Origin of the sequence: Thioclava nitratireducens, from assembly GCF_001940525.2 — a bacterium.
GTDB lineage: Bacteria > Pseudomonadota > Alphaproteobacteria > Rhodobacterales > Rhodobacteraceae > Thioclava > Thioclava nitratireducens.
Genome location: NZ_CP019437.1, coordinates 404,563 through 421,433, shown reverse-complemented (window position 1 = coordinate 421,433; position 16,871 = coordinate 404,563). Strand labels below are relative to the sequence as shown.

Here is a 16,871-nt window from a genome sequence, read left to right as displayed (position 1 = left end):
TCTACCAGCGCAACACGCGCTTCCCGAGCAAAGCACCCACAAGCATCACGACGACGATCCCCGCGCCATACCACGTGACGTAGAAAAGCGGGCTGTCCTCGGTGCAGTGCAAGGCGTAGATCGCGGTACCCATTCCTCCGGCGGCGAGCCCCGCGAGCGCCCCGGCCCGCGCCGGGCGCGTCACCGCCCCTTTGCGCAGGCTCACGAGAAGCGCGCCCAACGCCGGGAAGGACAGCATCGGAACGGAGATCAGACAGGGCAGGATCGTCTCTCCCTTGAAATCCGCCATCCGCTGCCCGTCGGGCGTGGTCAGGTAAGCATAGGCCAAAAGCGCGGCGCCGAGTGCCGGGAAGATCCAGAGCCACCCGGTCGACACCTTCGCCGTGGGCTGCCCCAGGCGCACTGCCATCGGCGTCACGAGCACGGCCAAGACCAGCGGCAGGTAAAATTTCGGGGCGATTTCCGGCGTCATAAGGGTCTGTTGCAGCGGAAACCGCAAACCATAGACCGAAATCACGAACAGCGCTGACAGGAAAAGCGCCGGCACAAGCCAGCGGCCCAGCACCTGTTTCGGGCGGGGTTCGTGCAACGTGTCCTGTTGCAATACGGATATCAGGTCTTCGGTCTTCATATCTCGATCAGCCTCTCGCGAAGCGCGGCCAGTTTTTTCAACGAACGATGCAGCATGACCCGCACCGCTCCCTCACTCATATCTAACGCATCGCCAGTTTCCGCGATGCTTTTCCCTTCGAGCCCGATAGCGCGCACCAGTTGCGCTGCGCGGGGCTCCAGATGGGTCAAAAACGTCTCTATATCGGCCTTTTCTGTAGGATCCGCCTCAGGCGCGGCGGGCAGCACCTCGGCGAAGTCCTCGACCGGAAGATGGAAACGTCGCCCGCGTTTGCGAAAGGCGTCGACCACCTTGTGCCGGGCGATTGCGTAACACCACGGCGCAGCAGGCTCATCTTCGCGCCAAGTGTGACGCTTCAGATGGATGGCGAGCAAAACCTCCTGCACAACGTCCTCGCAATCAGCCTCTGACAACCCTCCGCCACGCGACCGCACCACCGAGCGAAGCACGGGGGTCACGGCTTGCAGGAACAAGCCATAGGCGCGCTTGTCGCCCGCATTCGCAGCCCGCAGGAGCTGCGACCAATCTGCCCGCCGATCATGCATCATCGCCGTCCCTTCGTTCGCGATCATGCCTTCGTTACAGCCGGAGCGAAAAACTTTTTTCTTCACGCTGGCGTGAGCATCGTAACGACGCCGTGACCTCTCGCGAACGGTGATCAGGGCCGCAAGAGGCCCCAACCAATCAGGGAGACTACCATGAAGACCGAAACTACCCTTGGCTTTGCCGCTGCTCTGACCTGCGCGATGGGGTTGGCCAGCGCCGCCCATGCCGAAGATCAGGCGATGGAGAAATGCTACGGCGTCGCGATGGCCGGGCAGAACGATTGCGCCGCCGGCCCCGGCACCACCTGCGCCGGCACCGCGACTATGGATTATCAGGGCAACGCCTGGAAACTCGTCCCGGCAGGCACCTGCACCTCGATCGAGACGCCGCACGGCATGGGCTCGCTCGAACCGAAAGAGATGTGACCCCAAGCGGGGCGTGCGGTCGGCGTGCGCCCCGTTTTCTCATCCATGGAGGCTGCCATGACACTGCCACGCAAAGCGGGCCTCGGCTTCAAGCCAGAGCACTTTCCCGCCATATCAGAGACGAAACCGGACCTCGGGTTCTTCGAAATCCACGCGGAAAACTATATGGGCGCGGGCGGGATGCCGCATGCGATGCTGGAGCGGCTGCGCGCGGACTACGCGCTTTCGGTGCATGGCGTGGGCCTCTCGATCGGCGGGCCCGATCCGCTGGATCGCGACCACCTCGCGCGGCTCAAGGCGCTCTGCGACCGATACGACCCCGAGAGCTTCTCGGAACACCTCGCCTGGGCAAGCCATGGTGGCGTCTGGATGCACGATCTGCTGCCCCTGCCCTACACTGCGGAAACGCTGGCGCTGACCTGCGATCACGTCGATGAGGTGCAGGAGCATCTCGGCCGCCGGATGCTGCTCGAAAATCCGGCGACCTATGTACTCTTCGACAATTCCGAGATCCCCGAGACCGAGTTTCTGACCGAGATCAGCCAGCGGACCGGCTGCGGATTGCTGTTGGATGTGAACAATGTCTTCGTGTCCTGCGTGAACCACCGACAGGATCCTCGCGCCTATCTCGAGGCGTTCCCGCTGAACCGTGTCGGCGAGGTCCATCTGGCAGGTCATGAAGAGGAAGAGCTGCCCTCCGGGCCCCTGCTGATCGACAGCCACGGGCGCGAAGTCGCTGAACCGGTTTGGGCGCTTTACGCCGAAACAGTCTCTAACACTGGACCGCTACCGAGCCTTATCGAGTGGGACAACGACGTGCCGGACTTCGCTACTTTAATGGCCGAGGCCGAGCGTGCGTCGATGATCCTGTCGGGTGACCACCATGCCCTCGCATCGTGACTTCGCCCGCGGTTTCCGCGAGGGCCTGGCCGGAGGGCCCGCGCCGCAAAACGCTACCGCCCAAGATCCAGCCGAGATCGAGCGCCGCTTCGACGTTTACCGCAACAACGTGGCGCATGGGCTGACACAGGCCCTCGCGCGGCATTTCCCGGCGATCGAGCGGCTTCTTGGCGCGGATTGCTTCAGGGGGCTCGCCCGGGCCTATATCGCCGAGCACCCGCCGCACACGCCCGTTCTGACCGAATGGGGCGGCGCGTTTCCGGCCTATCTGGCAGATGAACCTTCGCTGCAATCGCTAAGCTATCTGCCCGACGTCGCCCGCATCGAATGGGCGCGCAGCCGGGCCTATCACGCAGCCGATTCAGAGCCTATTGCGCGGGAATGCCTGCAAGAGACAGCCAAACGCGCGGGCACTCATCTGTGTCTCGATCTGCATCCGTCGGTGCAGGTTCTTCAGCTCCTGACGCCTGCGGGTTCGATCTGGGCCTCGCAACAACCAGGTGGCCCCGCTCCACCGCGGGCGACCGAATGGAGGCCGGAGACACTGCTGATTGCGCGGCGCGGGATCGCTCATGTAATCACGTCCGTCGTTCGTAGCTCGACCGGTCGCTTCATCTCGACCCTGTGTGCAGGCGAAACCGTCGCCCGCGCACAAGACCGCGCGGGAGCGGATTTTGACCTCAACGCAGCGCTTCTGCTGCTGCTGGAGAATGCGCTGATCGTCGGCGCGGGCATCGAAAAAGGAGACGCCTCATGACCGACGCGATCGAGATCAAAACGTCAAAACAGGGTCTATTCAGGCTGTATCATAGGTTTTCCGATCTAGCCCAGCGCCTACCGGAGGAGATTGTTCTGATCGGAGCGCGGCTCTTTCCAGCGATGGTGTTCTGGATGTCCGGGCGGACGAAGGTGGAAGGGTTCATGATCAAGGATTCCACCTTCACCCTCTTTCAATACGAATACGACCTGCCCCTCATTCCGCATCAATGGGCGGCGGTGCTCGCGACATTCTCGGAGCATTTCTTCCCACTTCTGCTGATCCTCGGCCTTGGCAGCCGACTTGCAGCGCTCGCGCTTCTGGCAATGACGCTGGTGATCCAGATCTTCGTCTATCCCAGCGCATGGGTGACGCATGGGCTTTGGGCAATCGCGCTTCTGACGGTTCTGATGAAGGGCCCCGGGCGGCTTTCTTTCGACAAGCTCCTTGGATTGGAACGCTGAGCCTTGCTCTCCCCGCCTGCACGATTATGTGTGAGCGCAAAGGAGAGCGGATGCGCGAGAGCGACGATATCGAAGCGGCCATGAACCATGCCGAAAGCGACGGTCGCGGCCACCAGCCCGATCCGGCGAATACGCGGTTGTTGCGCGATGCGCTCGCGCAGTTCGCGACCGGTGTGACCGTCGTCACCGCCTGCGCGCATGACGATACGCCGGAGCCCGTCGGGATGACGGTGAACAGCTTCGCCTCGGTTTCGCTCGATCCGGCGCTGATCCTTTGGTCGGCTGCGCGTTCCTCGTTCAGGCATGCGCATTTCACTGCAACCGATGCCTTCGCGGTGCATGTGTTGCGCTACGATCAGGAAGCGCTGGCAAAGCGGTTCACGAAGCGCGGCGAGGGGTTCGAGGGGCTATCCTACAGGCTGAACGCGGCCGGTGTACCGCTGATCGACGACACGCTCGCCCGGTTCGAATGCGTCACCGAGGCGCGCCACGACGGCGGCGATCACACGATCATCATCGGCCGCGTCACCCGCTTCGTTAAAGGCGCAGGGACTGATCCGCTGCTCTTTGCGGGCGGCCAGTTCGGGCGGTTCCTTCCCGATCAGCGTAGCTGAGCGATCTGCCGCGCAAGCTGCGTCACCGCCGCGCTGTTCGCTTTTGCGATGGCCTGCGGTTCCTGAGAGCCGACCGGCACCGTGAAATCGAACCGACGCACCGTTTCGCCGCTGCGCTCATAGCCGTTCGCCGAGACGAAATAGACGCCCGAGACATGCAGCAGACCATCGGCGCCCGGCAGCATCTGCTCGATCCGGACCTCGATCTTGCGCGTGGGCGGATCGGCGAGCGGCCACGGCTCGGAGATCACCGTCGCGCCGGAGAGAGACGAAATCTGCCGCGCCAGCGCCAGCGTCACCGAACGCGCGGGATCATCCGCCCAGAGGTTGTCCGGGTTCGAGCGCAGCGCCCCGTCGGGGGTCTGGAAGGCGATCTCCTGTCCGCCCGCGTAGTCCGGAAGCGACACCTCGCGCAGTTCGGCCCGGCCAAGCCGGTTCGGCAGCGCCTTTTCCGCGGTCGGCGGGTCGATCGGATAGCGTGCGATCTTCTCGGGATCGGAACAGGCCGCGAGGCCCAGGAGGCATAGCGGGATCAGGCTCAGAGCTTTCATCGTCATCTCCTGTTAGCGGCCCAGAATGAAGGACTGCGGATTTCGTTCGATCATACGCGCGAGCGAGCCGATGTTCGAGATCGCCCGACGCAGCTCACGTAGTGTGCTGAGGGTTTCGTTCGAGAAGTTGGATCCACGGCCATAGGTCGCGACGAGCGCCTGCGCCTGATCGACCAGCGATTGCAGCTTCTGCGTCAGTTCCGGCAGGCGGTCCGAGGCTTTCGACACCGAATTCGCGGCGTTCTGCGCCGCATCGAGTGTCTGGTTCAGCTTGTCGGCGGCATTGGCCTCCTTCAGCTGGTTCAGGATCGCCGCCGTCTGCGTCAGCGTATCGTTGAGCGATTGCGGCAGGTCCTGCGTGCCGGGCTTGTTCAGCAGCGCGTCGATACTGGCGAGGATCGTGTCGAGCTTGTCGCCCAGGTCCTTGAGCGGCATATCCGCGATCGCAGAAGCCGCGCGATCCGCGGAAGCGAGCGTCTTGTCGAGACCCGAGATTTCTTCAAGCACCGAAGAAGCAGCCTCTGTCACCCTGTCGAGCGCGGATACCGTCTTGTCTGCGGCATCCTTGTTGTTCAGATCGGTCGCGAAGGTCTTGAGCTGCTCCAGCAGGCCGGACAATTCGCGCGGCACCTTACGGGTGTCTTCGCTCTCGGCCACGGCGGAGATCGAGTCGAGTGTGCGGATGGCAGAGTTCATCACTTCCTCGATCGGCAGGCCTTCGATGCGCTTGAACACCCCTTTCGCCGATTTCGCCAGATCGTTCTCGGCCGCAGGCGCGGTCGGGATCGTCGGATAGGGATCGGCATCCAGATTCATCTCGGCATTCGGTAGATCCGGCACATCGGTCAATTCGATCACCATGGTGCCGCCCAGAAGGCCGGTATTCGCGATACGCGCCCGCAAGCCGTTCTGGATTTCGCCCTGCAGGAACTGGGTCACGGCCTCTTCGCCGGCGTCGCGCGACAGCCCGAGCCGGTCCGGCGACAGGGCGATCGTCAGCTGTTGCTGCGCGTAGCGCTGACCGGTGCTGTCCTTGCGGATCTTGATCGCGAGCGCGGTGACCTCGCCCGCCTCGACGCCCCGGAACTGCACTTTCGAGCCGACTTCGAGCCCTTGCACAGGGTCGTCGAAGAGCAGCGTGTATTTTGGCGGATCGACCACATCGGACTGGAAGACAGAGTTTTCCGCAGTGTCTTTGCTGTCATAGAGCCGGAACGCTTGTTGATCTTCGACGATCCCGCCGCCGCTGGTGAAGGTGTCGAACTCCACCCCGCCCTGTACCAGCGTCGCAAGCGAGCGCACGTCGAGGCTGAGACCCGAGGTATCGAATTTGACGGAGAAGCCCGACGTGTCCCAGAACCGGGTCTGGGTGGTGAGCAGCTTGTTATGCGGCGCTTCGATGAATGCGTCCACGATCACGCCGGAGCCGTCGTCGTCGAGCCGCAGGTTCTGAAGATGGCCCACGGTCAGCCCGTGATAGAGAACCGGCGCCCCATCTACGATCCCGCCCGCGTCCTTCGCACGCAACTCGATGATGGTGCCCTTGCTCGGATCGGGAGAGACCGGCGGCTTGTCCAGTCCCTGAAACAGGGTCTGCGAACCGTTGGGCTTGTTGTTCCAGAAGCCCTCGATATAGGTGCCCGACAGCACCGTCCCAAGGTTCTGAATACCACGCGCCGACACTTCAGGGCGGACCAGCCAAAATTTCGCATCCTGATCGACGTAAGGTGCGACCTCGTTGTCGAGGCGCACGCCGAGCCGCACCTGCTCCAGATCGTGGGTGAACGAGACGCTCTCGACCTTGCCGACCTCGACCTCGCGGAACTTCAGAGGCGTGCCCACCTCGACCCCGGTCGCGTCCTTGAAATCGATATGGATCAGCTCCCCGCGATCCGCGACCGTCTTCCAGGCGACACCAAGCGTGATCAGCAATGCGATCAGCGGTACGATCCAGACCACGGAAAGCCGCGTCCAGATCGGGCGCGGGGCGTTGGAGGTTTCCAGTTCTGCCGGGCCGGTCTCGGGGGTGTCGTTCATGAACTCACTCTGTCAGGGCCGCGCCAGATCAGGCGCGGGTCGAAGCTTTGTGCGGATAGCATGGTGAATGCAACCGAGAGGGCGAAAGACGCGGCGGCAGGGCCGGGATGGATCGAGGCCACGAAGCCAAGCTGCACCAGCGCGGAGAGGATCGCCACAACGAAGACGTCGATCATCGACCATCGACCGATGAACTCCACCACCTCGTAGAGGTGCAGATGAGGATGACCACCCTTGCGGCGCTCGTTTCCGACCGCGATGGCGAGATAGGCGATGGCGATGAATTTCCCGATCGGGATCATCACAGAGGCCCCGAAGACGATCAGCGCCACGCCGTAATTGTGATGCCGCCATAGCTCGATCGCGCCGCCGACGATGGTGTTTTTCTGCTCGTGGCCTAGCGTCGCGGTGACCAGCATCGGGTAGAGGTTGGCCGGGATGTAGAAGATCAGCCCCGCGAACCACCATGCCCAGACCCGCTGCAGCCCGGTCTTGTCGACCTTGTGAAGCGTCGCGCCGCAGCGCTCGCAATGCGCATGATCAGGCGTCCAGACCCGACCGCAGCGGGTGCAGCCGATCAATCCGGCATCGGTGGCGGTCAGCACGTTCATTTTCGCTCGATCGCGTCCCATATCGTCCATTTGCTGACAAAGGAGTTCTTGAGCGCGATCACGATGATGAGCACGCAGAAGGCCCAGAAGGCGGGCCCGAGCGACACCTTGGCGAGACCCCCGAGTTTCACCAGCGCCACCGCTGTCCCGATGATGAAGATCTCCGCCATCGCCCAGGGCTGACTCTCTTCGGCGAGGCGAAACATGGTCGCGGCGTGTTTCCATGCGGGCTTGCCATTGGCGAGCGGCCAGAGCGTGTAGATCAGCGCGACGAAGCGGAAGATCGGCAGCGCCACGATCATCGACAGCACGAAGAAAGCCAGAGGCGCGATCCAGCCGTCGGAAAACGCCATCGCGACGCCGAAGATCGAGCTCTCGTGACTCAACCCGCGGGTGGAGATTTCGAGGAAGGGGAAGAAGATCGCCCCGATCATCAGGATCATCCCGGTGAAGGAGAATGCGACGACGTGCAGAAAGGACCTCTCGCGCGGCGAGATCAGAACGGTTCCGCAGCGCACACAGGTCGCCCGCTTGCCGTCGGGCAGATGCGTGGCGCGGTACAGCGCGTCGCATTGCGGACAGGCAATCAGATCGGCCGGGTCAACGTTCATTGTGTTCGGGTCCCCATCCATCCGCTAAATCTAGCGACTGCCAGCGCCACGACAAGGGAAGACGCCGATAGCGCGCTTTTTATCCATCAATCACCTGTTAACACGCGACCACTATAGCGGACGCGGGTGAAAAGAGGTGGTGGAATGAGCAACCGCGAAAACGCCGCGCCAATTATCATCAAGCGCAAGAAGGTCACTGGCGGCGACGGACATCATGGCGGGGCGTGGAAAGTCGCCTACGCTGATTTCGTCACTGCGATGATGGCGTTCTTCATGCTGATGTGGTTGCTGAACGCGACGACCGAGAAACAACGCAAGGGCATCGCGGATTACTTCAATCCGACGATCCCGATCAACCGGATCTCCGGTGGCGGCGAAGGGGCTTTCGGCGGCGATTCCGTCTTCTCCGAGGATCAGATCGCGCAGACCGGCACCGGCGCCATCTCGCAGCGCCCGACCGAAGAGCGTCAGGCCCGCGGCGAGAAATCCGCCGAGGACAAGCAGAACAACGACATGGCCGCTTTCAAGGAGGTGGCCCGGGCCATCGAACAGGCGCTGATGGGCGTCGGCGGAGAGTCGATGGTCAGCGAGCAGCTCGCCCGCCACATCGTGACCCGGGTGACCGACGAAGGTCTGATCATCGAGATCTCCGATCTACCCGACGCGCCGCTGTTCGTCGGTGACACGGCCAAGCCGCAGCCGGTGCTCACCGATCTGGCGAAGATCCTGACGCGGGTCTTCTCGATCGTCGCGAATAACGTGGCGATAAACGGCTACACGAAATCCTATCCGAAAATGTTGGCCAAGGACCCGGTCTGGGAGCTTTCGGCCGCGCGTGCCCAAGCGATGCGTGAATTGCTGAACGGGGCCGGGTTCCCTCCCGAGCGCATGCAGCGCGTAAGCGGCTTCGCCGATCGCAAACCGAAGGTCGCGCGCGCGATGGACCTTCGCAACAACCGTCTCGAAGTGATCGTTCTGCGCAATGGCCGGTAAGGCGCCCTTAGCGAAGAGGTAACCACAGAGGTAAAAGGACGGACTCGTTAGGGCGATCTTAAATACCCGCGCGCAAAGGTAAGGGGAATTTCGGACTTAGCAGCAGAAAGGCGCATCCATGTCCATTTCTTCCTCGCTCAATGCGGGCGTGGCCGGCTTGGCCGCGAATGCCACCCGCCTTGCAACGATCTCGGACAATATCGCCAATTCGGGCACCTACGGCTACAAGCGCGCCGTCACCGAATTCGAGAGTATCGTCATCAATCAGGCCGCGAAGACCGGCTCCTATTCCGCCGGTGGCGTCCGCGCAGCCACGAGCCGCTTGATCGAGGAGCGTGGCTCGCTCGTCTCGACATCGAACGCGCTCGATATAGCGGTGTCCGGCCGCGGCATGCTTCCCGTGATGACTGCGGTCGCGCTCGACAATTCGACGGGAGACGAGCCGCTGAAGATGACGACGACCGGCGCCTTCCGCAGCGATGTGAACGGAACGTTGATGACAGAATCCGGGCTCGTTCTCCTCGGTTGGCCCGCCAGCGCGGACGGGACGATCCCGACCTTCGCGCGCGACACGATGTCGGGCCTGGAACCCGTCGTGATCAATGCCAACCAGACCGCCGGCGACCCGACCACGACACTCAATCTCGGCGTCAACCTTCCCGCCACCGACACGGAGGCCGGGGCGAGCGGCGATACGCTGCCGCTCTCGGTCGAATATTTCGGCAATCTCGGAACCTCCGAAACGCTCGATATCACCTTCCATCCGACGGTCCCCGCAACTGGCTCCTCCAACGAATGGGCGATGGTCATTCGGGACAGCGCGACGGTCGATGATCCCGGCACCGCCGGAATCGATGAAAGCGTCATCGGGCGCTACGTGCTGACCTTCGACGACAGCCGCAGCAGCGGCGGCACCCTCGCCTCCGTCAATGTCATCGATGGTGGCTCCTACGATTCCGCAACCGGCACGCTCGATCTCACCGTGGCAGGCGGACCGCTCAGCGTCACGATCGGCAAGATCGGTGATACCAACGGGCTGACCCAGCTATCCGACAGCTTCTCGCCCACATCGATCACGAAGGATGGCTCGCCAGTCGGTAATCTCACTGCGGTCGAGATCGACAAGGACGGCTATATCAAGGCGACCTATGACACCGGCTTCATCCGCACCGTCTACCAGATTCCGCTCGTCGACGTGCCCAATCAGAACGGCTTGATCGCGCTCGACAACCAGACGTTCGAAGTGTCGTCGAAGTCGGGCTCCTTCTTTCTCTGGAATGCTGGCGACGGTCCCACAGGCTCGATCGAGGGATACGCCCGCGAAGGATCGACAGTCGACGTCGCAGAGGAGTTGACCAATCTGATCCAGACGCAGCGCGCCTATTCCTCCAACGCCAAGGTGATCCAGACGGTCGACGAAATGCTGCAGGAAACCACCAATATCAAACGCTGATCCTGATCGGACCGGCTAAAGGAGGTCAAAATGGGAATCTCGCAAACGCTGTCCAATGCCTTGTCGGGTCTCACCGCGGCTTCGCGTATGGCAGAGGTCGTCGCCTCCAACACCGCGAATGCGCTTACCGAAGGTTACGCGAGGCGCGAGGTTTCACTTGGCGCCCAGATGGTCGGCCGGCAAGGCGCCGGAGTCCGCGTTCTGAGCGTGGATCGTATCGTCAACGAGAGTCTTCGAAGCGATCTTCGCCTCTCCGAGGCCGCAACACAAAACGCGTCGCTCCGCTACGATTTCCTGTCGGCCTTCGAAGCCCGTATCGGCACGCCAGAGGACGCGAGTTCCCTGGCGTCCAAATTTGCGCAGCTTGAGGCTTCACTCGTTGAAGCTGGCAGCCGCCCAGAAAGCGAAGCCCGCCTAGCCACTGTGCTGGACTCCGCCCGGGCCGTCACGGATCACTTGAATGCGCTTTCGGCGCATCTGCAGGACAGCCGAATGACTGCAGACCGTCAAATCGCGGCACAGGTCGACACCCTGAATACCGCCCTCTCGCAGGTCGACGAACTCAACGCTACGATACTGGCTGGAAAGGCCGCGGGCCACAACACGAATGCGCTCAAGGATCAACGCCAAACATTGGTCGACCAGATCTCCAGCATCGTCCCCATCCGGCAAGCCACCCGCGAAAACGACCAAATCGCCCTCTTTACCACGGGCGGCGCCGTTCTTCTCGAAGGGAACCCCGTAGAAATCGGTTTCACATCAACCGGCATTATCACACCGGATATGACCTACGTCGGAGGCACCCTCTCCGGCTTGACCCTCAACGGAAACGCCGTCTCAATCGACGAGGGCGGCTTCCTCGGCGGCGGATCACTGGGTGCTCTCTTCACGATCCGTGATACGCTCGCCCCAGACCAGCAAATCCAGATAGATGCACTCTCTCGCGACCTCATTGAGAGGGTCAGCAATCCGGCGATCGACCCGACACTCAGCGGCGGCACAGCAGGGCTTTTCACCGATGATGGAGGCCCGCTCGATCCGCTCGATCCGCTCGATGAAACCGGCCTCGCCGGCCGGATCGCTATCAACCCGCTTGCGGACCCTGAACAAGGCGGCGCGCTCTCCCTGCTGCGCGACGGGCTCGGTGCCGCCTCCCCCGGCCCTGTGAGCAACGCGGAAAATCTTTTTGCCCTCGCCTCCGCCTTCACGACCCCATCCGCGCCCAGCTCTGGCAATTTCGGTTCCTCGCGTCATTCGAGCGCGGAACTTTTCGCGAGCTTTCTCTCCCAAGTGACGAGCGACCGACAACGCAATGAAGCGACACAAACCTACGCAAAAACCCGCTACGATACATTGAAAGAACAGGCGCTCGCGGATGGTGTCGATACAGATCACGAAATGCAGAAACTTCTGCAAATTGAAGAGCTTTATAGCGCCAACGCGCGGGTCATCCAAACCGCGGACGCGCTGATCAAACAGCTTCTGGAGATTTGAGATGAATTATCTCTCGGTCGGAGACATGGCGCTGAATTTCCAGATGCGACGCCACAGCGCCGCGCTCGATACGAGACTGGCAAGCCTTACCCGAGAAGTGACGTCAGGCGTAAAATCCGACCTCGGCACCGCCGTTGCGGGCGATTTCAGCGCGCTCACTGCGATCAATCGAAGCCTCAGACTGTTCGATGCATTCGCTCTCGCTACCAGCGAGGCGCGCCAATACACCGAAGCGATGCAAAGCAGCCTCGAGCGTGTTGCCAACCTCGACGATGGCGTCAGCATGGCACTCATGTCCGCGGCGACAACCGCCAGTAAGACAATGATCGACACAACCGTAGCGTCTGCTGCCGAAAAGTTTGACGCCTTGATCGCAACTCTCAACACGAATTCAGTCGGGCGATACATATTCGCGGGCGACAGCGGCGACACGCCCCCGCTGCCCGATTCAGAAACGATTCTCGTCTCCCTTTCCACGGAGATCGCGGGAGCGACCAGTGCGACGGACGTGCTCATGACGCTCGATGTTTGGTTCGACGATCCCGCCGGATTTAGCGCAATCTTCTATCAAGGCGGCGAAGCGCGAGGTAAATTTCACATCGCAGAAAGTGAGACCGCGACAATTGACGTCACCGCGGAGGATCCACGCATCAAAGATACGATCAAAGGCTACGCCATAGGCGCGCTTCTGGACCGCGGGTTATTTGACGGAGATCTAGTCCAGCGAAGCGCGCTCGCAAAGGGGGCGGGCGAGAGAATTCATTCGGGATCTCTCTCGACTGTCGAACTGGCAGCGAAAGTCGGCTCTGTCGAAGGCAAGATCGCCTCGGCCGCTACGCGAAACGATGCCGAACGCGCCAGTCTTGAAATCGCACGAACGACACTCATCGGGGCCGACCCCTACGAGTCCGCGACCGCACTCGAAGCGGTACGGTCTCAGATCGAGACGCTCTACCTTCTGACCAGCCGGCTCTCTAACCTCTCGATGACGGGTTACATGTGATGTGGCGCTGTTTTCTTATTGCGCTTTTGATCATTCCGCAGCTCGTCCTAAGCGCACCGATCCGGATCAAGGATCTCGTCGAGTTCGATGGCGTGCGCGGAAATGACCTCGTCGGCTATGGGCTCGTCGTTGGGCTGAACGGAACGGGCGATGGGTTGCGCAACGCTCCCTTTACCGAAGAAATCATGTCAAACATGCTCGAACGGCTGGGCGTTAACGTTACCGGGGAGCAGCTTCGGCCGAAAAACGTCGCTGCCGTCATGATCACGGCGAGCCTGCCGCCCTTTGCCCGCGCAGGAAGTAAAATCGACATCACGGTCTCAGCAATTGGCGATGCGAAGAGTCTCCTCGGCGGCACCCTCGTCATGACCCCCCTGAAGGCGGCGGATGGAGAGATTTACGCGGTGGCGCAGGGCGCCATCATTGCCGGCGGAGCGGTAGCACAAGGGAACGGCGCTTCGGTGACTCAAGGGGTGCCGACCGCGGGAAACATTCCTTCCGGCGCGCGCGTCGAACGTGAAATAGCGTTTGAGATAAATGATCTGGAGACGGTGCGCCTCGCGCTACGCACGCCAGACTTCACCACCGCAGCCCGGATAGAAAACGCAATCAACCGCGAATACGGCCGGCGCGTCGCGGAAATGCTCGATGGCGGCACAGTCGCATTGCACATCCGCGAGACGCGCGCGCGCTCGGTCGCACATGCAATCGGGCGAGTGGAGAATCTCAGCGTCGAACCGGAGCAGCGCGCTCGGGTGGTGGTCGACCAGCGATCGGGCACGATCGTCATGGGCCGCGACGTGCGGATATCGCGGGTCGCCGTCAGCCAGGGAAACCTGACCCTCAAAGTGGAAGAAAGTCCCCTCGTGGTGCAGCCCAATCCGTTTTCACAAGGTGATACGGTCGTGGTGCCCAGATCGCAGGCAACGCTGACGCAAGAGCCCGGCATTCGTATGGCTGAGGTCGCGCAGGGCAGCTCGCTATCGGAAGTGGTGGCGGGACTGAACGCGCTCGGCGTCAGTCCGCGCGATATGATTGACATCCTCAAAAGCATCAATGCCGCGGGGGCATTGCATGCTGAGTTTGTGGTAAATTGATCGAAAGACACTCGAAAAACGAGGCGGAAACAAGCGAGGCGGAACCTTGCGGTTCCGCCTTTGCGCCTGAACTTTCAGGAAGTGGTGCCGGTGATAGGACTCGAACCTACGACCCCATCATTACGAATGACGTGCTCTACCAGCTGAGCTACACCGGCACTCTGGCGGGCGATTACCATGCTCTTTCGGGGATGTGTAGCCCCAAAATGATCAAGCTGTCGCAGTTCGGCTTTGTGCCTCCTTCGATGCGCCTGCAGCGTCGCCCTCATCCTTCGGCGGGTCGACGATTTCAGCGTCCTGAATGGCAGCGTCCTCCGACTGATCCTCCTCCTTCGACGCGGGCTCCGCAGCCGGTTTGCCGACGATCAAGGGCAGCATCTCCGCCCCATGCGGCAGCGGCGATTGCGCCTGTTGGGGCTCGCGCCAGCTGAGCGTGTCGAAACCGTTGCAGTTATCACAGATCGGTGTCCATTCGGATTGGATGTTCTGACACTTGTCGCAACACCATTGCGGACCGCGCGGCGCGGTCAGGGCGCGGGCCAACCAGCCGCGCACGACGACATCTTCCGCCCCTTCGCCACGCTCGACCGCGGCCATGATCGTCAGCGACCGCGCCGTCGGATGCGTCTCGACGAGATCGCCCAGCGCCCGGCGCGCCGCCGGGAAATCCTCGGCCGCGATGTTCAGTTCGGCTTTCAAAAGCCGCGTTTCCTCATGGTCGGGACGACTCGAAAGCAACTTCGAGAATCGCTTCAACCGTGCATCGGGCGACTCGTCCGGGGCGATCTCGGCGAAGGCGGTGGCAAGATCTGGATGCGGCTGAACTTCCCACGCCTTGCGCAGGATCCGCTCCGCCGCGCCCTTCTTGCCCTTGTCGATATAGGCGCGCGCCGCCATCACCACGGCCGGCACCAGATCGGGCGACGCCTTGGCGGCCGAAATCGCGGCCTCACGCGCCTCGACGCTCGCTCCTTCTTCCCAAACACCCTTCGCCTCTTGCAGCGCGAGCACCGCGTCGCGGCGTTTATGCACATCACGCGGCAATTCGCCCTGACGCATCTTCGCCTGAAGGATCTCGCGCGCACCTTTCCAGTCGCCCGTTTCGGTCTGCAGGCTCAGAAGCGTATCCTGAACCTCGCGATGGCGCGGTTTGATCGCATAGGCTTTCTGCGCGAGCTTCAGCGCGGTTTCGGTGTCACCCGCTTCGAGCTTCTGCCGCAGCAGCCCCCTAATCCCGACGAACCGCGTGCGATCATCCGCCAGAAGCCGCTTGTAGACTTCGGTCGCTTTCTTCGAGTCGCCCGAGGCTTCGGCAGCCTGCGCGGTGAGAAGGTTGGTCAGCTCCGGGCGTTGCAGATAGCGTTCGGCCTTCGCCGCTTTCGACATCGCGAGCTTGCCCTCGCCGGACGCCGCCGCGAGCAACCCTTCGGACAGCGCCTGATAGCCTTTGCGTTCGCGATGGCGGTCGAAGTAGCGGGTAATCGCGGTTTCGTCGCCCGCCAGGAAGCGCAAGAACGCCACCACCAGACCGACGATACGGATCACGATCCAGATCGCGATGAACAGGACAATCGCCGCGATCACCGCCTGAAGCGGGCCGAGGGTGAATTCCATGCCGAGCGTGGTGATCCGAAGACCGCCCGTCATCTCGGCGAGATGCGCGAGGCCCAGCGTCGCGGCGGCGACGACAATCAGAAACAGCGCGATTTTGATGAATGACCAGATCATGTCTGTCTCCTTATTGCGTCGCGCCAAGCTGGTTGGCCGCGTCGATCGCCGCCATCCGCGTTTTCGCCCGGTTCACCCAGTCGGACATCGCCTCCTGCGCCGGGTCGGGCAGCTTCGCGATCTCGTCGAGCGCATCGGAGAGCGCGCCGCGATCGACATCGGCCTGTGCCCGCGACAGCACCGCATCCGCCCCGTCGCCCTCTTTAGGCGCTACCGACCGGGCCCCGGTCTGCGCCAGAAGGAAGGCGCCAACTCGATCGCTGATCGAGCCGCCCGTCTCGGTCCGGCGCGCCGCCTGAAGCGCGGCTCGCGCGGCATCCGGGAAACTCGATTGCAACGACTGAAGGCTCGGGATGTCGCCGTTGAGCGCCGCCGGAATGTCGACACCCGCGTCGCGCAGATCGGCCAGCGGCGCGTCGAGCGACGTTCCCGCATCGAGCGCCGCTTTCACGCGCGCTGCCGCAGCCTGCGTCATCGCTGCCTTGGCCGCCGCCTCGCTTTGCGATTTCAGACTCTGGGCCTGCGCTTCGGCCTCTTTGATCCGGGCCTCGGCGGCTTTCGCTACCGCCTCGATTTCGGCCTGAGCCGCGCTGCCGCCATTGTCGCTTTGCAGGGACGCGATCTGCGATTTCAAGTCCTCGAGCGCCGATTTATTCGTCCGGATATCCGCGTTGACCTGATCGAGCGCGCTCTGCACACCGGACAGATCCGGCGCCGGCGGTTGCGATGATTTCAGGGTCGCGAGCTCTTCCGAGAGCTGGCTGATCTGTTTCGATTGATCGTCTAGCTGACTTTGAATGGCGGCCCCATCGACCGGGGCCGGCGCGTTCGGAAGCCATCCCGAAAGCTGCGGCGGCAGGTTCGGGATCGCCCAGATCGCGACGCCGGCCCCAATCACGGCAGCAATCACGCCTCCGAGGAAAGCAGAGCCGAACCCGCCCCGCTTTTCGATCACA

18 protein-coding genes and 1 tRNA gene are annotated in these 16,871 nt (G+C 62.4%); 10 read left to right on the top strand and 9 right to left on the bottom strand.

Going from position 1 to position 16,871, the window contains the following annotated elements; all coding sequences use genetic code 11:
• Position 1 precedes the first annotated feature (1 nt).
• Together BMG03_RS02180 and BMG03_RS02175 are read right to left on the bottom strand one after the other, a co-directional pair.
• Positions 2 to 631, bottom strand: coding sequence for an NrsF family protein (locus tag BMG03_RS02180; RefSeq protein WP_075776693.1), 630 nt, complete (start codon positions 629 to 631; stop codon positions 2 to 4).
• A complete protein-coding gene (locus BMG03_RS02175) occupies positions 628 to 1,311 on the bottom strand; it encodes a sigma-70 family RNA polymerase sigma factor (protein WP_244270980.1) in 684 nt (227 codons plus the stop codon). The genes BMG03_RS02180 and BMG03_RS02175 overlap by 4 nt, the downstream gene beginning before the upstream one ends.
• Before the next feature lie 18 nt (positions 1,312 to 1,329).
• On the opposite strand from BMG03_RS02175, the gene BMG03_RS02170 reads away from it, so the two are divergent.
• The 5 genes from BMG03_RS02170 (at position 1,330) to BMG03_RS02150 (ending at position 4,337) form a co-directional block, all read left to right on the top strand.
• The gene (locus BMG03_RS02170; protein WP_075776694.1) at positions 1,330 to 1,602 is read left to right on the top strand and encodes a BufA1 family periplasmic bufferin-type metallophore; all 273 of its coding nucleotides are present in this window, start codon (positions 1,330 to 1,332) and stop codon (positions 1,600 to 1,602) included.
• Positions 1,603 to 1,659: 57 nt separating this feature from the next.
• Positions 1,660 to 2,502: an MNIO family bufferin maturase gene (gene bufB, locus BMG03_RS02165; protein ID WP_075776695.1), complete on the top strand. Its 843-nt coding sequence runs from the start codon at positions 1,660 to 1,662 to the stop codon at positions 2,500 to 2,502.
• Positions 2,486 to 3,259: an HvfC/BufC N-terminal domain-containing protein gene (locus tag BMG03_RS02160; protein WP_075776696.1), complete on the top strand. Its 774-nt coding sequence runs from the start codon at positions 2,486 to 2,488 to the stop codon at positions 3,257 to 3,259. The genes bufB and BMG03_RS02160 overlap by 17 nt, the downstream gene beginning before the upstream one ends.
• Positions 3,256 to 3,723: a DoxX family protein gene (locus BMG03_RS02155; protein ID WP_075776697.1), complete on the top strand. Its 468-nt coding sequence runs from the start codon at positions 3,256 to 3,258 to the stop codon at positions 3,721 to 3,723. Before BMG03_RS02160 ends, BMG03_RS02155 begins: the two co-directional genes overlap by 4 nt.
• Positions 3,724 to 3,803: 80 nt before the next feature.
• Positions 3,804 to 4,337, top strand: coding sequence for a flavin reductase family protein (locus BMG03_RS02150; protein ID WP_075776765.1), 534 nt, complete (start codon positions 3,804 to 3,806; stop codon positions 4,335 to 4,337).
• Here the strand turns inward: BMG03_RS02150 and BMG03_RS02145 are convergent.
• The 4 genes from BMG03_RS02145 to BMG03_RS02130 are packed head-to-tail and all read right to left on the bottom strand — an operon-like array spanning position 4,325 to position 8,147.
• A complete protein-coding gene (locus BMG03_RS02145; RefSeq protein ID WP_075776698.1) occupies positions 4,325 to 4,888 on the bottom strand; it encodes a PqiC family protein in 564 nt (187 codons plus the stop codon). The genes BMG03_RS02150 and BMG03_RS02145 overlap by 13 nt on opposite strands.
• Before the next feature lie 12 nt (positions 4,889 to 4,900).
• The gene (locus BMG03_RS02140) at positions 4,901 to 6,925 is read right to left on the bottom strand and encodes a PqiB family protein (protein WP_077701054.1); all 2,025 of its coding nucleotides are present in this window, start codon (positions 6,923 to 6,925) and stop codon (positions 4,901 to 4,903) included.
• Positions 6,922 to 7,536, bottom strand: a complete 615-nt coding sequence (locus BMG03_RS02135) for a paraquat-inducible protein A (RefSeq protein WP_233243066.1) — start codon at positions 7,534 to 7,536, stop codon at positions 6,922 to 6,924. The genes BMG03_RS02140 and BMG03_RS02135 overlap by 4 nt, the downstream gene beginning before the upstream one ends.
• Positions 7,533 to 8,147 carry a paraquat-inducible protein A gene (locus BMG03_RS02130; RefSeq protein ID WP_075776767.1) on the bottom strand — a complete coding sequence of 205 codons (615 nt, stop codon included), beginning with the start codon at positions 8,145 to 8,147 and terminating at the stop codon, positions 7,533 to 7,535. Before BMG03_RS02130 ends, BMG03_RS02135 begins: the two co-directional genes overlap by 4 nt.
• Positions 8,148 to 8,291: 144 nt before the next feature.
• Between BMG03_RS02130 and BMG03_RS02125 the strand changes: the two genes are divergently transcribed.
• From BMG03_RS02125 to BMG03_RS02105, 5 genes are all read left to right on the top strand, one after another.
• Complete coding sequence (locus BMG03_RS02125; protein WP_075776700.1) at positions 8,292 to 9,140, top strand: flagellar motor protein MotB; 849 nt, start codon at positions 8,292 to 8,294, stop codon at positions 9,138 to 9,140.
• Positions 9,141 to 9,258: 118 nt separating this feature from the next.
• Entirely contained in the window at positions 9,259 to 10,593 is a 1,335-nt protein-coding gene (locus BMG03_RS02120) for a flagellar hook protein FlgE (RefSeq protein ID WP_075776701.1), read from the top strand.
• A 30-nt stretch (positions 10,594 to 10,623) separates the two neighbouring features.
• A complete protein-coding gene (gene flgK, locus BMG03_RS02115; protein WP_075776702.1) occupies positions 10,624 to 12,087 on the top strand; it encodes a flagellar hook-associated protein FlgK in 1,464 nt (487 codons plus the stop codon).
• Position 12,088: 1 nt separating this feature from the next.
• Positions 12,089 to 13,090, top strand: coding sequence for a flagellin (locus tag BMG03_RS02110; protein WP_075776703.1), 1,002 nt, complete (start codon positions 12,089 to 12,091; stop codon positions 13,088 to 13,090).
• The gene (locus BMG03_RS02105) at positions 13,090 to 14,187 is read left to right on the top strand and encodes a flagellar basal body P-ring protein FlgI (protein WP_075776704.1); all 1,098 of its coding nucleotides are present in this window, start codon (positions 13,090 to 13,092) and stop codon (positions 14,185 to 14,187) included. The genes BMG03_RS02110 and BMG03_RS02105 overlap by 1 nt, the downstream gene beginning before the upstream one ends.
• 82 nt (positions 14,188 to 14,269) lie before the next feature.
• On the opposite strand, the gene BMG03_RS02100 is transcribed toward BMG03_RS02105, so the two are convergent.
• The 3 genes from BMG03_RS02100 to BMG03_RS02090 form a co-directional block, all read right to left on the bottom strand.
• Positions 14,270 to 14,345 (bottom strand) — tRNA-Thr (locus BMG03_RS02100).
• A gap of 52 nt (positions 14,346 to 14,397) precedes the next feature.
• The gene (locus tag BMG03_RS02095) at positions 14,398 to 15,915 is read right to left on the bottom strand and encodes a heme biosynthesis protein HemY (protein ID WP_075776705.1); all 1,518 of its coding nucleotides are present in this window, start codon (positions 15,913 to 15,915) and stop codon (positions 14,398 to 14,400) included.
• A 10-nt stretch (positions 15,916 to 15,925) separates the two neighbouring features.
• Complete coding sequence (locus tag BMG03_RS02090) at positions 15,926 to 16,825, bottom strand: COG4223 family protein (protein WP_157771537.1); 900 nt, start codon at positions 16,823 to 16,825, stop codon at positions 15,926 to 15,928.
• Positions 16,826 to 16,871: the final 46 nt, after the last annotated feature.

Excerpts from the sequence above, each read along its gene's own strand:
- BMG03_RS02180 (WP_075776693.1), bottom strand. The coding sequence starts at position 631 with ATGAAGACCGAAGACCTGATATCCGTATTGCAACAGGACACGTTGCAC.
- BMG03_RS02170 (WP_075776694.1), top strand. The coding sequence starts at position 1,330 with ATGAAGACCGAAACTACCCTTGGCTTTGCCGCTGCTCTGACCTGCGCG.
- bufB (WP_075776695.1), top strand. The coding sequence starts at position 1,660 with ATGACACTGCCACGCAAAGCGGGCCTCGGCTTCAAGCCAGAGCACTTT.
- BMG03_RS02160 (WP_075776696.1), top strand. The coding sequence starts at position 2,486 with ATGCCCTCGCATCGTGACTTCGCCCGCGGTTTCCGCGAGGGCCTGGCC.
- BMG03_RS02155 (WP_075776697.1), top strand. The coding sequence starts at position 3,256 with ATGACCGACGCGATCGAGATCAAAACGTCAAAACAGGGTCTATTCAGG.
- BMG03_RS02150 (WP_075776765.1), top strand. The coding sequence starts at position 3,804 with ATGAACCATGCCGAAAGCGACGGTCGCGGCCACCAGCCCGATCCGGCG.
- BMG03_RS02145 (WP_075776698.1), bottom strand. The coding sequence starts at position 4,888 with ATGAAAGCTCTGAGCCTGATCCCGCTATGCCTCCTGGGCCTCGCGGCC.
- BMG03_RS02140 (WP_077701054.1), bottom strand. The coding sequence starts at position 6,925 with ATGAACGACACCCCCGAGACCGGCCCGGCAGAACTGGAAACCTCCAAC.
- BMG03_RS02135 (WP_233243066.1), bottom strand. The coding sequence starts at position 7,536 with ATGAACGTGCTGACCGCCACCGATGCCGGATTGATCGGCTGCACCCGC.
- BMG03_RS02130 (WP_075776767.1), bottom strand. The coding sequence starts at position 8,147 with ATGAACGTTGACCCGGCCGATCTGATTGCCTGTCCGCAATGCGACGCG.
- BMG03_RS02125 (WP_075776700.1), top strand. The coding sequence starts at position 8,292 with ATGAGCAACCGCGAAAACGCCGCGCCAATTATCATCAAGCGCAAGAAG.
- BMG03_RS02120 (WP_075776701.1), top strand. The coding sequence starts at position 9,259 with ATGTCCATTTCTTCCTCGCTCAATGCGGGCGTGGCCGGCTTGGCCGCG.
- flgK (WP_075776702.1), top strand. The coding sequence starts at position 10,624 with ATGGGAATCTCGCAAACGCTGTCCAATGCCTTGTCGGGTCTCACCGCG.
- BMG03_RS02110 (WP_075776703.1), top strand. The coding sequence starts at position 12,089 with ATGAATTATCTCTCGGTCGGAGACATGGCGCTGAATTTCCAGATGCGA.
- BMG03_RS02105 (WP_075776704.1), top strand. The coding sequence starts at position 13,090 with ATGTGGCGCTGTTTTCTTATTGCGCTTTTGATCATTCCGCAGCTCGTC.
- BMG03_RS02095 (WP_075776705.1), bottom strand. The coding sequence starts at position 15,915 with ATGATCTGGTCATTCATCAAAATCGCGCTGTTTCTGATTGTCGTCGCC.